14 protein-coding genes are annotated in these 14,934 nt (G+C 45.9%); 2 read left to right on the top strand and 12 right to left on the bottom strand.

Annotated elements, in window-relative coordinates; translation table 11 throughout:
• Positions 1–284 precede the first annotated feature (284 nt).
• Positions 285–713, bottom strand: a complete 429-nt coding sequence (locus G9U52_RS24375; RefSeq protein ID WP_166153261.1) for a hypothetical protein — start codon at positions 711–713, stop codon at positions 285–287.
• Between the two features lie 273 nt (positions 714–986).
• Between G9U52_RS24375 and G9U52_RS24370 the strand changes: the two genes are divergently transcribed.
• Both G9U52_RS24370 and G9U52_RS24365 read left to right on the top strand, forming a co-directional pair.
• Positions 987–1,199: a KTSC domain-containing protein gene (locus G9U52_RS24370; protein WP_166153260.1), complete on the top strand. Its 213-nt coding sequence runs from the start codon at positions 987–989 to the stop codon at positions 1,197–1,199.
• A 254-nt stretch (positions 1,200–1,453) separates the two neighbouring features.
• Entirely contained in the window at positions 1,454–3,439 is a 1,986-nt protein-coding gene (locus G9U52_RS24365; protein ID WP_166153259.1) for a glycoside hydrolase family 15 protein, read from the top strand.
• On the opposite strand, the gene G9U52_RS41000 is transcribed toward G9U52_RS24365, so the two are convergent.
• The 11 genes from G9U52_RS41000 to G9U52_RS24315 all read right to left on the bottom strand — a co-directional run bounded on the left by G9U52_RS41000 (position 3,416) and on the right by G9U52_RS24315 (position 14,928).
• Positions 3,416–3,538: a hypothetical protein gene (locus G9U52_RS41000; RefSeq protein WP_279538730.1), complete on the bottom strand. Its 123-nt coding sequence runs from the start codon at positions 3,536–3,538 to the stop codon at positions 3,416–3,418. The genes G9U52_RS24365 and G9U52_RS41000 overlap by 24 nt on opposite strands.
• A gap of 124 nt (positions 3,539–3,662) precedes the next feature.
• Positions 3,663–4,046, bottom strand: a complete 384-nt coding sequence (gene gcvH / locus G9U52_RS24360; RefSeq protein ID WP_166153258.1) for a glycine cleavage system protein GcvH — start codon at positions 4,044–4,046, stop codon at positions 3,663–3,665.
• A gap of 128 nt (positions 4,047–4,174) precedes the next feature.
• The gene (locus G9U52_RS24355; protein ID WP_166153257.1) at positions 4,175–4,723 is read right to left on the bottom strand and encodes a peroxiredoxin; all 549 of its coding nucleotides are present in this window, start codon (positions 4,721–4,723) and stop codon (positions 4,175–4,177) included.
• A 115-nt stretch (positions 4,724–4,838) separates the two neighbouring features.
• The gene (leuB, locus tag G9U52_RS24350) at positions 4,839–5,927 is read right to left on the bottom strand and encodes a 3-isopropylmalate dehydrogenase (protein WP_166153256.1); all 1,089 of its coding nucleotides are present in this window, start codon (positions 5,925–5,927) and stop codon (positions 4,839–4,841) included.
• A 360-nt stretch (positions 5,928–6,287) separates the two neighbouring features.
• A complete protein-coding gene (locus tag G9U52_RS24345) occupies positions 6,288–7,844 on the bottom strand; it encodes a 2-isopropylmalate synthase (protein WP_166153255.1) in 1,557 nt (518 codons plus the stop codon).
• A gap of 240 nt (positions 7,845–8,084) precedes the next feature.
• On the bottom strand, positions 8,085–9,077 hold the full coding sequence (gene ilvC / locus G9U52_RS24340; RefSeq protein WP_166153254.1) for a ketol-acid reductoisomerase: 993 nt from the start codon (positions 9,075–9,077) through the stop codon (positions 8,085–8,087).
• Between the two features lie 203 nt (positions 9,078–9,280).
• On the bottom strand, positions 9,281–9,769 hold the full coding sequence (gene ilvN / locus G9U52_RS24335; protein ID WP_166153416.1) for an acetolactate synthase small subunit: 489 nt from the start codon (positions 9,767–9,769) through the stop codon (positions 9,281–9,283).
• A complete protein-coding gene (gene ilvB / locus G9U52_RS24330; RefSeq protein WP_166153253.1) occupies positions 9,769–11,511 on the bottom strand; it encodes a biosynthetic-type acetolactate synthase large subunit in 1,743 nt (580 codons plus the stop codon). Before ilvB ends, ilvN begins: the two co-directional genes overlap by 1 nt.
• A 458-nt stretch (positions 11,512–11,969) precedes the next feature.
• Positions 11,970–12,362, bottom strand: coding sequence for a GtrA family protein (locus G9U52_RS24325; RefSeq protein ID WP_166153252.1), 393 nt, complete (start codon positions 12,360–12,362; stop codon positions 11,970–11,972).
• Positions 12,359–13,339: a glycosyltransferase gene (locus tag G9U52_RS24320; protein ID WP_166153251.1), complete on the bottom strand. Its 981-nt coding sequence runs from the start codon at positions 13,337–13,339 to the stop codon at positions 12,359–12,361. The genes G9U52_RS24325 and G9U52_RS24320 overlap by 4 nt, the downstream gene beginning before the upstream one ends.
• Positions 13,340–13,353: 14 nt before the next feature.
• Positions 13,354–14,928, bottom strand: a complete 1,575-nt coding sequence (locus tag G9U52_RS24315) for an ArnT family glycosyltransferase (RefSeq protein ID WP_166153250.1) — start codon at positions 14,926–14,928, stop codon at positions 13,354–13,356.
• Positions 14,929–14,934: the final 6 nt, after the last annotated feature.

Here is a 14,934-nt window from a genome sequence, read left to right as displayed (position 1 = left end):
TCGTTAATGGGACGTTGGTTAGGGGGGTCGATCTAGGACTTATTTCACATGTAAGCAAAAAAATAAACGCCTTCTTGTAGGCGTTTTTTTACCCTCCCAAACCCTCTTAGAAGGAGGGCTCCAAAGGGCGTTGCCCTCTGGACTCCCTTGTTCGGATTCGAGACTTATGATGTTCTTGGGACGCTTTTCATCCCTGCGGGATACACTTGGATGCGTGCTTGCGCTCATTAACCGTACGACTAATTTACAAGGCTATTTATTGACGAAGCTACTTATTAATAAGCTTAAACAGCACCATTGGAAGTCTTTTTGCTGTTCAGCTTGCTTTGGCGTTTACTTAAGGTATTGAGCCGCTTCTTTAGCTGCTCTTCCCATTCGGTATCTTCAAACTTCTTGGCCACGACTAACAAATCCAGCGACATATCGATCTGGCAACGGACGACATCCATCGGATCCTCATCTTCATTGTTGACACTGTTCTCATATAATTCCGCTTGGCTGCGGTTATCTACATATTCATGAAAATCAACCTCGGACGCGCCATCTCCATGGGCGTATTCAGCCAAAATTCCATACTCGCTTTCAACCAGGTGATGCACTTCGACACGATGACAAACCGGGCAAAACAATAACGGTACGTTATGTATTTGCGTTCGGATATGCTTTAAGGTTCCCTTGGTTCCAATCATACTGGCGCCACAGCAAAAACTCATAAATTCACGCCTCCTTATTTAACCTGCAAAAGCGGTACTCTATAATCTTATTCGACGATGAGGTCTAAAAATCCTCTTTTTTTGCAGGACAAATAACAAACCAATCCTTTCCTATATCCCTATTAGGCTAATTCTAAACCTATATCACCACGCATAAACTGAACCATGACGATAAAAAAATAGGGAACAAAGCATCTGGCAACAGCTACCTCCATTCCATTCGCATTTTTTTCTATTTCCACTTATATCATTTCAATTTAAAGGGGGAGTACTATGCAAGTGATTCCAGTAAGCTCCAAACAAATCGCCTTTGTCAGCTATGACGGCAAAGCTTCGCAAATATATGTCCATTTTCACGCGGGAGCTATAACCGTTTGCAAAGACATTGGGCAAGAGCAAATTCAAAAGCTTCTTTTATCAGATAAGCCTTATGACTTCATCATGGAATTAACTTGCGAAGCAGGCCAAACAGCGAAGCAAGCATAGCTGGTTACAAAAAAGTAGTATGGCAGGATACTTCTTCCTCCATAACTACTTTTTTTTCAATTTGTTAATCCCTACTTTATGGATAGGATTTTTTTTCACATCAACTTTCGCGAAATTTAGCGACTAAACGCGAAAATATACGTAAAAACACCCGGTATCCGCTTTCATTAGCTCTACGGGATTGACCGTCTAGGAAGAAAAAGGTACTCTAGAAAAAGAAGTTAACTCTAGGTAAGTCGGAAGGGTGTGGGCGGATGCCTCGGCAATTAGTCATCGGGAACGGAAAGTTTTTGATCAACCTGGATAATCATACATACATGCGAGACTTATACTATCCCTACGTTGGGCAATTAAACCATGTAGGCGGGTATCAATGCAGAGTGGGCATATGGGTTGATGGCGACTTTGCATGGCTTAGCGACCCCGACTGGGATTTTAAGCTGTCTTATGTCGAAGAATCACTAATAACAGAAGTTACAGCCACACACCCTCATTTGGGCATTACCTTGTTAATCAATGACGGCGTACATCAACGTGAAGATATTTATTTAAAACGGATTAAAATCCATAACAGTCGTGACACTGTACGTGAAGTTCGCGTCTTTTTCAATCAGGATCTTGTCATTAATGAAACGGAAGTCGGCGATACAGCTGCTTACTATCCTGCCAACAATACGGTGTTCCATTATAAAAAAGACAAGTATTTCATGTTCAGCGGCAGCACAGGTCCAGATGGCGTTTATCAATACACAACAGGCGTTAAACGTTTCTATAATGCCGAAGGCACATGGAGAGACGCTGAAGACGGCCATTTGATGGGCAATGCGATTGCTCAAGGCTCTGTTGACAGTACAATCAGCTTCCGCCTGCATGTCCCTCCACAATCGGATGAAACGATGTATTACTGGATGAGTGTAGGTAAAAACCTTGAGGAAGTCAAAAAGCTTAATTCGTACGTCCAAGACAGTCATCCCGGCAAGCTATTGGACCGCATTAAAATATACTGGCAGCGTTGGGTTAACAAATCGGAGCAGGATTACGGCGATTTGCCTTCCGAAGTCATCCGTATGTACAAGCATAGCTTGCTAATTGTTCGCACACAAACGGATGTTAACGGCGCTATTATCGCTGCTAACGATTCCGACATCATGCATAGTAACCGCGACCACTACAGCTATATGTGGCCAAGAGACGGTGCTTTAATCGCTTATGCCATGTCCATGGCCGGCTACCAAGGGATGATTACACCTTTTTTCCATTTTTGCGCTAATGTGCTTTCCCCGGAAGGCTACTTGCACCATAAGTACAATCCCGATGGAACGGTTGGTTCTAGCTGGCATCCCTATATCCATGCAGGACAAGAACAGCTTCCGATCCAAGAGGATGAAACCGCACTGGTCATTTTCGCGCTTTGGAAAGACTTTGAGAAGCATGGCGTGCTTGAGCTTCCTCAATCGTTATACCGCACATTGATTCGCCGCGCAGCCCGGTTTATGTCAAGCTATATCGACCAGGATTTGAGCTTACCTAAACCAAGCTACGATCTATGGGAGGAACGCTACGGCATTTTCACGTTTACCACCTCAGCGGTTTATGGCGGGTTGATTGCCGCTGCTAACTTCTGTAGCTTGTTCGGTGATGAAGAGCGCAGCAGCCGCTACCGGCATACTGCCGAGCGGATTAAAGCAGGAATCTTGAAGCATCTATGGGACGAGGATGAGCAACGTTTCGTCCGCGGCTTGCATCAAGAAGATGGCAAATGGGTCAAAGACCTTACCTATGAAAGCAGTGTTTACGGTATCTTTGAATTTGGCGTGCTGCCAGCTGATGATGAGCGTGTTGTCAAAACGATGGAAGCCAACAAGGAAAAGCTGACCATTAAAACCGAAATTGGCGGCGTGGCGCGTTATTATCATGATTACTATTTCCAACGGTCCTCCGATATTGAGAAGGTTCCAGGCAATCCATGGATTATCTGCACCTTGTGGATCGCTGAGTGGGAAATTGAATGCGCCAAAACGGTTGCCGATTTGGCGAAACCTCGCCAGACGCTGGAATGGGTTGTCAAGCACGCGATCGAGAGCGGCATCCTGCCTGAGCAGCTAGATCCATTCGATGGAGGTCCGGTTTCCGTAGCCCCATTAACATGGTCGCATGCAACTTATGTGTTGGCCGTTGTTAAATATCGTGAAAAGTTCAAGCAGCTAGCCGATAAGCTAAAACTCGCTAACGATAAATAAGTTGATAGCCAATTGCATATGAATAACAAAAGGCTGCGCTGCCTCCCGATGGAGATAGCGCAGCCTTTTGTTACTGGCATCATCTGGCCATTTATTCATATAGCTGCTCCTAGTGCATATGCCAAAAAAGCCCTGCGTCATCTCAACGTGAGCAACGCTTTATCTGGGCTTTGCCATTAAGTTAGCTTTCAGCACGAGCGGATTATGGGAGCGTATGGTTACGCTACGCCCTTATATACGTATCCTGATACTTGTCATAATCCCAAAGCTGCTCAATCTCCGCTGTATCCGCAACCTCTAGCACGATCATCCAGCCGCCTTCATACGGTGCTGTGTTGATCGCTCCAGGATCTTTTTGCAGCTTGTAATTAATATCGACCACTTTACCCGAGATCGGTGCGTACATCTCCGATACTGTCTTGATCGATTCCATACTGCCGAAGGGCTCGCCGGCTTTCAATATATCGCCGATCTTGGGAAGCTCAACGAATACTATGATGCCTAGCTCTTCTTGGGCAAATTCCGTCATGCCAATCACGGCGAGGTTGCTTTCGACACGAACCCACTCATGATTTTCACTGTATTTCAAGCTTTGTTCAATCTCCAATGTTAATCCTCCTAAGAGCTTTGCTTTAGCAAAACTTTCTTCGTAAGCATAATAAAAATCCCTCTAGCTGCAGTATAGCAGGCCAAAGGGATTTTTTGAAATACCAATCCTTGCGTTACATGTCGCTATTAGTTAGCAACTAGGTGCTTGTCGCCTTTTTTCCAGTTCATTGGGCACAAACCGCCAGATTGCAAAGCTTCCAATACACGGAAAGTTTCATCTACGCTGCGACCTACATCGTTATGGTTAACTACAGCATATTTCAATTCGCCTTCAGGGTTGATGATGAACAAGCCGCGAAGTGCGATACCTTCTTCTTCGATCAACACGCCGTAATCGCGTGCTACGGATTTCGTAATATCTGCAGCCAATGGGAAGTTCAGCTTACCCAAGCCATTGCTGTCTACTGGAGTATTGATCCAAGCACGGTGGGAATGGATACTATCAATGGATACGCCTAGTACTTCGGTATCCAGCTTCTTAAATTGATTATAAGCTTCGCTCAAAGCAGTAATTTCTGTCGGACATACAAATGTGAAATCTAGTGGATAGAAGAACAATACCAACCACTTGCCTTTATAGTCGGACAAAGAAGCTTTACCGAATTCTGCGCCGTTCCCAGTTACGGTTTCCATTGTAAAATCAGGGGCTTGCTTACCTACCAAACGTTCTGCCATCTACTTATTACCTCCCGGAATTGTATGATTTCTTCACTAAAATCGTACCATTTGCCTTCGGCAAAGTCAAGATTAAAGTAATTATTATTTTATAATGATTATAATCTGAATCCGATTATTTCGGATTTTTTCTGATTGCTGCTACGATCAAATCACCCATTGCCGTCGTACCGATTGCTTTGCTTTTATCGACAGCAATATCGCCTGTGCGGTGGCCAGCGTCAAGCACTTCTTTAACTGCGCGTTCAATCGCTTCGGCAGCATCGTGGTAGCCAAACGTCAAGCGGAACATCAGGGCTACAGAAAGCACGGTAGCGATTGGGTTCGAGATGCCTTGACCTGCAATATCAGGAGCGGAGCCATGTACGGGCTCGTACAATCCGAATGCGCCTTCGCCTAAGGAAGCGGAGGAAAGCATACCAATGGAGCCAGTCAGCATGGCGGCTTCGTCGCTTAGAATATCGCCGAACATATTTTCAGTAACGATTACATCAAAGCTGGACGGGCGGCGCAGCAACTGCATCGCACAGTTATCAACCAGAATATGCTCAAGCTCTACATCTGGGTAATCAGCAGATATGCGGATAACCGTTTCTCTCCACAGGCGTGAAGTTTCCAGCACGTTAGCTTTATCAACTGATGCCAACCTTTTGCTGCGGGTTTGTGCGATTTCGAACGCTTGACGGGCAATACGCTCAATTTCCATGACATTGTACACACAAGTGTCAACTGCTTCTAGACCATTCGCGCCCTCGCGACGGAATTTCTCACCAAAATAAATCCCCCCGGTTAATTCACGAACTACGATAAGGTCCGTTCCTTCAAGAACTTCGGGCTTTAGAGTCGAAGCATCCTTTAGACAGTCAAAAATAACAGCAGGGCGAATATTCGAGAACAAGCCAAGCTCCTTACGGATAGCCAGCAAGCCCGTTTCTGGACGAAGCTCCTTGGAGTTGTTGTCCCATTTCGGACCGCCTACAGCACCTAATAACACGGCATCGGATTTTTTGCACATTTCTAAGGTTTCTTGTGGAAGCGGCGTTCCCTTTTCATCAATAGCAATACCGCCAAACAAGCCATGTTCAGTTTCAAAACGATAACCAAATATTTCCTCAGTTTTCTTCATTACCTTTAACGCTTCGGCCACAACCTCTGGTCCGATTCCATCTCCATCAATTACTGCGATCTTTTTTACGTCAGCCATTCGATTCACTCCTAGATTTCATGTAGTATACTCTACTTTTACCACATTCCGCTCCCTAATACAAAGATATAAAAGCTATGATCTTCATAGGTAAAAGCAATTAGCATGCCAAGCATGATGAACTATCATTTTCACCCAGCGTATAAGCCGCCTTAAACACGGCTCCAGCTTTGTATCGTTTCCCTGCATAGGGAAAGCCCTCGGATGCCGGGGGCTTTTTGCTATTACATAATCAATTCGTTTAGAAACAACTGCGAGTAATGATGACCAATAGAATGAACAATACTAGAATCGCATCATTACTCATAAAAAACACTCCAGATTTAGAGCCGGAAGGCACTTAATCTGGAGCGTTTTAGGTTAAATCAAAGTCACATTGTCACGGCTATTGCGCGTGCGAGCCGGTGATTTGCGCTTCTCAATCAATCGGTTGATCGCATCGATATATGCCTTGGCGCTTGCTTCTAAGATATCGGTGCTTACGCCGCGGCCTTGGACGGAATAGTCGCCTTGGCGCATTAAAACATGAACCTCGCCTAGCGCATCCTTGCCCTGGGTAACCGATTTAATGGAGTAATCCTCCAACTCCACCTCTTCTTTGGTTACCTTGTCGATGGCCTTATAGATCGCATCTACCGATCCATTTCCTTCGGCTGCTTCTTCAACCGCTCCGCCTTCAAGCGTATTAACGCGAATCGTAGCTGTAGGAATCGATTGGTTGCCATACGAAAGCTGCATCTTATCGAGCGTAAAGACCTCTGGCGTTTCAATCAGCTTTTCTTCGATCAGTGCACGGATGTCCTCGTCGGTTACATCCTTTTTCTTGTCGGCTACATCTTTGAATTTCCCAAAAGCTATATTCACCTGTTCGTCGGATAGCTCATAACCTAAATCAATCAGCTTTTCACGGAAAGCATGGCGACCGGAATGCTTGCCCAGCACGAGCGTGCTTTCTTTCAATCCGATCATTTCCGGCGACATGATTTCGTAGGTTGTTTTTTCCTTGAGCATTCCATCCTGATGAATACCGGATTCGTGGGCGAACGCATTGGCACCTACAATCGCTTTGTTGCCTGGCACGACCATACCTGTCAGTTTGCTGACCAAACGGCTTGTACGGGCAATCTCGCCCAGCACCAGTGAAGTCTTGGCCCCAAAGAAGTCCTGCCTTGTCTCAAGAGCCATGGCAACCTCCTCTAGCGACGTGTTACCAGCACGTTCACCGATTCCATTGATCGTACCTTCGATTTGGTCGGCACCATTCAATACCGCAGCCAAAGCATTGGCTGTAGCCATCCCGAGATCATCGTGGCAATGTGCGCTCAATTGGATTTTTTCGATGCCGACCACATTTTCTTTCAATACTTTGAAAATATTACCGAATTCGCTCGGATTTAAATAGCCCACTGTATCCGGGATATTGACGACCGTAGCACCAGCACGAATCGCCATAGCGGTGACTTCGCACAGGAAATCCAGCTCTGTCCGCCCTGCATCCTCTGGAGAAAATTCAACTTTATCAAAATATTTTTTCGCATAGCGAATCGCCTTCTCCGCGGTTTCCAATACCTGCTGCTTTTCCATCTTCAGCTTGTATTTACGGTGAATGGGCGATGTAGCCAGGAATAAGTGCAGACATGGATCCTGCGCCCCTTTTAGCGCCTCAACAACCGCATCGATGTCCTGCTCACGCGAACGCGCTAGGCCAATGACCGAAGCGTTCTTGATCGCACGGGCTACTGCGTTAACACCAGCAAGATCGCCTGGAGATGCTGCTGGGAAGCCAGCCTCAATCCGGTCAACACCAAGCCGTTCTAGCTGAAGGGCAATTTCCAGCTTTTCCTGCATGTTGAGGTTTACGCCTGGTGATTGCTCCCCGTCTCTCAGTGTCGTATCAAATATATATATTTTTCTCATGGGTGGGTCACCTCCTGAAAGTTTTCGAAGAAAACTAGCTTCGTAAGCATCACTTAATTTTCGAAGAAAATTTACATCGTCTTTAAGCAGAAAAAGGTACGGCCCGAAGGTGAGAAACCGGAGGACTTACCGCCGTAAACATTCCCATTACCTTCAAGCCGACCTCAGTTATCTGTATAGCCCCTTTTATCAAACAACAGAATGTTTAGTTACCATTCGGTTGCTCATAATGGGAGATGCTTACTTTTTGATCCAGTGCATCAATTCACGCAATTCTTTACCGACTTTTTCAATAGGGTGCTCGGATTCAATGCGGCGAGTTGCTGTCAAGAATGAACGGCCGGATTGGTTTTCCAAGATGAAGTCGCGAGCAAATTTACCTTGTTGAATATCGGTAAGCACACGTTTCATTTCTTTCTTGGTTTCGTCAGTAACAATGCGAGGACCCGATACATAATCGCCGTACTCGGCTGTATTGGAGATCGAGCTTCTCATTGTGGACATTCCACCTTCATACATCAGGTCAACGATTAGCTTCAATTCGTGCAAGCACTCAAAGTAAGCAATCTCAGGCTCATAACCAGCTTCCACCAGTGTTTCAAAGCCTGCTTTAACCAATGCAGTCGTACCACCGCAAAGAACAACCTGCTCACCGAACAAGTCGGTTTCGGTTTCTTCACGGAAAGAAGTTTCGATCAAACCTGCGCGTGTGCAGCCGATCCCTTTAGCATAAGCAAGACCCAGGTCTTTCGCTTTACCAGAAGCATCTTGGTAGACAGCGATTAATCCAGGAACGCCAAAGCCTTCCACGTATACACGGCGAACCATGTGTCCAGGGGATTTAGGAGCAACCATGAATACATCTTTATCAGCCGAAGGGTTGATTTGTCCGAAATGTATGTTGAAGCCATGAGAGAACACAAGCGCTGCGCCTTGCTTCAGGTTGGGCTCAATTTCATTGTGGTATGCGCTTGCTTGTGTTTCATCAGGCAAAAGAATTTGTACAACATCAGCCAACTTTGTAGCTTCAGCAACTGTGAATACTTCGAAGCCGTCATTTTTCGCTTGGTCAAACGATTTGCCCGGACGAAGTCCGATAACGACTTTAAGACCGCTGTCGCGTAAGTTTTGCGCTTGCGCGTGGCCTTGGCTTCCGTAACCGATGATTGCGATTGTTTTACCTTTTAGTGCGTTAAGATCTGCGTCTTTTTCATAATACATTGTAACTGCCATGGATATGATTGCCTCCTTTAATTTTAAAACCCTGTAAGTGGGCGATACAACGAACAACTTTCCTTTATTCGCTCTATCGCCCACTTACAAAGTCGCTTTCATTAATAATAATCGATTGAAAAATGGAACGGCTTGACTTACTCGAAAATACTGTGGCTCAGCTTAATTATTCGCAACCTTGATTGAAGCTTTGCTCCAATCCCTTACTTGCTTATACCGCGTACCATAGCCGTGATGCCTGTTCTGGACAGCTCACGGATTCCGTAAGGCTTCAATAATTCAGCCATCGCTTCAATCTTCAAGGCATCACCCACCACTTGGATAATTAGTGAGTTGGGACTAATATCGACTACCGAGGCACGGAACGTTTCCACCAAGCCAAAAATCTCTGGGCGCACGCTCGGCTCCGCATGTACTTTAATTAAAGCCAGCTCACGGGCAACCATCGGGTTCGAGCTTAAATCGATAACCTTAATGACATCAATTAATTTATATAATTGTTTGGATACCTGCTCCAAGGTTTTATCGTCCCCTGTCGTTACGATAACCATCCGGGACAAGCCTTGCTCTTCGGCTTCGCCCACCGAAATACTTTCAATGTTAAAGCCTCGGCGGCCGAACAGGCCGGAAACCCGTTGCAGCACGCCGGGCTGGTTATTAACTAGTACGGAAATCGTATGTTTATGAATCATCATTCCGAATCCCCCATTATCATTTGATCGATCGTTGTACCAGCTATAACCATCGGGTACACATTCTCGTCCCTGCGGACGAAAAATTCGACGAGCACCGGACCTGGGGTATCCAATGCTTCCTGCCACATACGGCGGGCTTCTTCTTTGTTAGTCGCCCTCAAGCCTTTTACACCGTAAGCTTCCGCAAGCTTAACAAAATCGGGGCTGCCAGCCAAATCAATATGGCTGAAGCGATTCTCATGGATAATTTCTTGCCATTGGCGTACCATGCCAAGCACCTGATTATTAATAACTACTATTTTAACAGGAATCTTGTTAATCGCACAAATCGCCAGCTCCTGCGAGCACATTTGCATGCCACCATCACCATTGATTGATACAACCAAACGATCTGGGTTAGCTACTTGTGCGCCGATTGCGGATGGGAAGCCAAAGCCCATCGTGCCCAAGCCACCTGATGTAATCCATGAACGCGGTTTGTTGAATTTGTAATATTGTGCCGCCCACATTTGATGCTGCCCAACATCTGTTGTAACAATAGCATCACCATTCGTGGTTTCGTGGATCATTTCAATAACAAATTGCGGCTTCAGCTCCGTGTCCGAATCCTTATAGCGCAGTGGGTGGTTCCTCTTGTCTTCTTGAATATGCTGGATCCAATCCTCTGATTGCGACTTCTTCGCCTTCAGGTTGGCAAGCTGTAGCACCGCTTTAATATCGCCAACAACGGGAATCGTAGCTTCAACAATTTTGCCGATTTCTGCCGGATCCACATCAATATGGACAATCTTTAATGCCTTTGGAGCAAATCCATTGACTTTCATCGTTACCCGATCATCGAAGCGGGCTCCGATTGCAATGAGTAGGTCACAATCCTGCAAGGCATGGTTTGCCGTGTAGGTTCCATGCATACCCGGCATGCCCATCCATAATGGATGCGCGCTAGGGAAACCGCCTAATCCAAGTAACGTGGTCGTCACGGGAATTTGTGTCTTTTCAACAAACTCCAATAGTTCTTTGGATGCATCCGCGTATACAGCGCCGCCACCAGCCAAAATAACAGGGCGTTTCGCCTCGGTAATCGCCTCAAGCATTTTATCGACTTGCAGCTTATTAGGCTGAACCGTAGGATGGTAACCACGAATCTCTACCTTCTCAGGGTAATAGAATGCCGCTGCTGCATTGGAAACGTCTTTAGGAATATCGATCAATACCGGTCCTCTACGACCTGTAGAAGCAATATGGAAAGCTTCTTTAATCACACGCGGCAAATCCTTAACATCCCTTACCAAATAGCTGTGCTTCGTGATGGGCAACGTAATCCCGGTAATGTCTGCTTCCTGAAAAGCATCCGTTCCGATCACAGTAGTCGCAACATTACCCGTAATGACTACGAGCGGTACCGAGTCCATGTAAGCTGTAGCAATCCCCGTAACCAGGTTGGTAGCTCCAGGTCCCGAGGTCGCAATACAGACCCCAACTTTTCCGGTAGAACGCGCATAGCCGTCAGCTGCATGTATAGCACCTTGCTCATGGCGGGTCAACAGATGTTTGAAGTCTGGATTGCCATGCATCGCATCATAAATATATAATACCGCTCCGCCGGGGTAACCAAAGACGCAATCCACTTCCTCCAACAGTAGGCTGCGAAGCAGCATTTCCGATCCTGTAATTACATCCGGTTGAAGCAGTTCCTTGTGCAACTGTTCTTTAGATTTCTTGGTAGTTTGAACGATCATGATTTGTCCTCCTCTCGTAAACTGGAAACGCGAAAAACCCCTCTCATCCCAAACGCAAAATAAGCGTCTGAAGGGACGAAAGGGGTTCTAATCTTCCGTGGTACCACCCAGAATTTGTTACCTGCCTCACAGCAAATAACCTTGACAGGTACGCAGCAGATCTATCCAGCTGTTATACCTTAGCACGATAACGTGTGCGATTCCGTTTTTCCCTAATAGCTATATTCTAGAAGAATATACTTTTCAGGAAAACAGCTCCGAGGTGAGCTCGTATATAAGGGATTAATGGCATTGGTTTCAGCAAATCCGCTGCTCTCTGGATCATAAGGGCCCTTACAACTTCGTCCTCATCATTGCAGTTACATCTGTTGTACTTTTTTAATATTATAAGCCGAATCCATGGAAGAGTCAAGGACGACTTGTTTTCCATATGCTTCCCATAAACTTCACCTTTACGCTCATGCTTGCGAATGTCTGTCCTCCGGGCGGAAGGTCCAGTAATAATTAAAAAGGAAATTGGACGCAGGTACCGCCACAACGACGAAGCATTGCGCGATCAAATAATTGAAATGCAGCCAATCCACCGCAGTATACATAATTCCACTGTTAAGTAACAAACCAGCCATCGAGACGACTGTATATTTCAGGAATGGCTTCCAGCCTGAGGGTGAGTCCTGAAAAGTCCAAAGTTTGTTGATCAAATAAGAAATAAGCAAAACCAGTACAAACCCCAACGTGGAGGCTAGTACCGGATTGAACCCGAACGCTTCCACCAATACATACAAAGCAGCAAAATGAAGTAAGGTTCCTAATAAACCGACGGCTCCATATCTGAACAAAAGCCGCTTCATAACGCTTTACTTACTTGATAAGCCACTTCTGTCACTGCCGTTTTACTGGTGATTTTTTGGCTGACCAAATATCGTGGCCTTCCCTTTACTTCATTATAAATCGAGGCAATATATTCACCAATGATGCCAAGCGAAATCATAATGACACTGCCCACAACAAGCAGCAGCAGGATGACTGTCGTAAACCCGGTCACAGCATCGCCAATAAATTTCTGGTACAACGTTTGGATACCCAGAATAATAGCACCAAGCAAAAAAGCAAATCCAAATAAGCTGACAAACCGCAAAGGAATGGACGAAAACGAAACCACTGCATGAACTGCCAGCTTCAGCAAGCTGCTAAATGGCCATTGGGTTTTTCCGCCTGCACGCTCAGCTACCTCAAAGGGAATCTGTACTCGATTATAGCCAAGCCATGTCGTCATGCCACGAAAAAACATATTCCTCTCCGGCATCTCCCTCCAAGCCTGAATGACCTTTTGGTCTAGCAGCTTAAAATCGGAAGCGCCGCGCAGATCGAATCCAGATAAGGTGTTAAGCACACTGTAAAAAATCGCCGAGCTGAACGATTTGTTCAAAGACTCCTTGCCTCGGTCAAACTTTACACATTCCACAATTTCAGCACCATCCTCTCGCCACAGATGAATCATTCGTGACAATAGGGCTGGGGGATGCTGCAGGTCGGAGTCCATAACAATGACGGCTTGTCCACGTGCATGCTCCAAACCCGCACACAAAGCCAATTCCTTACCAAAATTACGACTAAGGCGTATTCCGGTGAAATGCGCCGACCGGTCGCCAGCTAGCACCAACTGCTGCCAAGTATCATCCTTCGAACCGTCATCAATGACAATAATCTCATATGAAAAGGTAATACGCTTAAGCTCTTCTTCAATTAATAGCAGGGAATGACCGATATGAACGGCTTCATTATATACCGGAATCACCATAGAAATTTCTGGAATAGGCTGATTCATTTTCCTCACCTCGATTACCGAATAATTTTATACAACCTCCACTTACCGCCAAATTCCTTATATAAGGAAGTCCATGAAGTACCTTTTTCATAAAAATTGAGATAAGTCGAATTGTCAGCGCTTGAAGCCGAGCTTGCATTAGGCTTGGGACTCAATATAAAATCAACCCCGGTTCCAACCGGATCCAGAAGAGATTCCTTAAACGTTGAATCACTGGTAATTAAAAATTTACTTGGAGCCCGGCTATTCAAAATAACCGCATAGGCCGAGTACGAATCCATCAATATATTATAGCCGTCAAGCTCTGTATCCAGAAAAGCAGCTACTTCCTTCTCAACCTGCTGGCCCGTAGCATGTTCGTAAGCATGCAGGTATTTGTTCTCATCGGGGGCAATTTCGGGATTCATCAAAGCATTGGTCAGGATGTAGCCGCTAATTACCATCCCTACCAGTACAATGCTGTAATTGACCCAAGATTTTTTCACCCGCGAAAGCTCATAGGGCAACCAAGCTACTGTGATTGGCAATACGTACAAGAAGTAACGGAACCAGCCATAGGAGGTGCCCTTCATCAGCATATAAAATTGCAGTGCCAAAATCGAAGCAAACAGACAGAGCAGCACCAGAAAATCCCAGACCAGCCACCGCCTATTCCATATCCTTAGCAAGATGACACTCGCCAGCGGAACGGAATAATACATCGTTTTCTTAGCTACGAACAAGATGCCCAAAAACGGATTGCCCTTCATATCAACGAACGTCTGGTCCGTTCCCAACCCTTGAGCCTGTGCTACATTGGAGTATTCCGAATTCAGAAAATAAAGTGCGTTGCCCATAATTAAATAGTTCAGCCCTATCCAGATCAAGCCTGAATAAACAACAGGGGCAAGCATCATCGCCCAGGTTCCCTCAATGTGATACAGCTTGAACCTCAAATTGCGCTCAATGGGAGGCTCCAATCTGGGATCGCTTGCCGGTACCCGGAACACAATGATAATAATCACTAATGCCAAGGCAGCGCCTAGGGGGACAGCCTCATAGCGGGTCCAGAAGGCTAATGCCAGCATAAAGCTTACTCTAATCAAGCTTCCCACTCTGCGCCCTTGCATCCAGTGGCATAGATGGATAACAGCCGACATGATAAAGTAAATAAAGGGGGCATCGCTCAAGCCGTTAGCGCCGAATAGAAAGATAAAAGGATTGCAGCTAAAGCTCAGGCTGAACAGGACAGCAAACCAGCGTGATTGCCCAAACTCAATCGCAGCACGAGCCAGAATGACCGCTGTCATCCCTGCGAAGACACTGCTCATGATCACACCCGCTATTGCCGAGGAGGCAAGAGCAGGGAACCAAGGGTACGGCAGCAGCAGGACCAGTTCAATAATACTGGGCAAAGGATTCCAGACAAAGCCAATCGCACCCAGATGCGGATCGCGGCTATATAAAACGTAAAATGCATTGGCCACACGGCTCATCGAGTCGGAGTGGACATAGCCTATAACATGGCTCACATAGTAGCCTGCAGAAAATTCTAAAGCAAACAGACAAAGAAAAAGCGCCCAGTATACGCTGCGATGCATGACCGGCATGACGTA

The sequence above is a fragment of the Paenibacillus agricola genome, from assembly GCF_011440305.1.
Classification (GTDB): Bacteria; Bacillota; Bacilli; order Paenibacillales; family NBRC-103111; genus Paenibacillus_S; species Paenibacillus_S agricola.
This window is presented reverse-complemented; position numbering and strand designations above follow the sequence as displayed.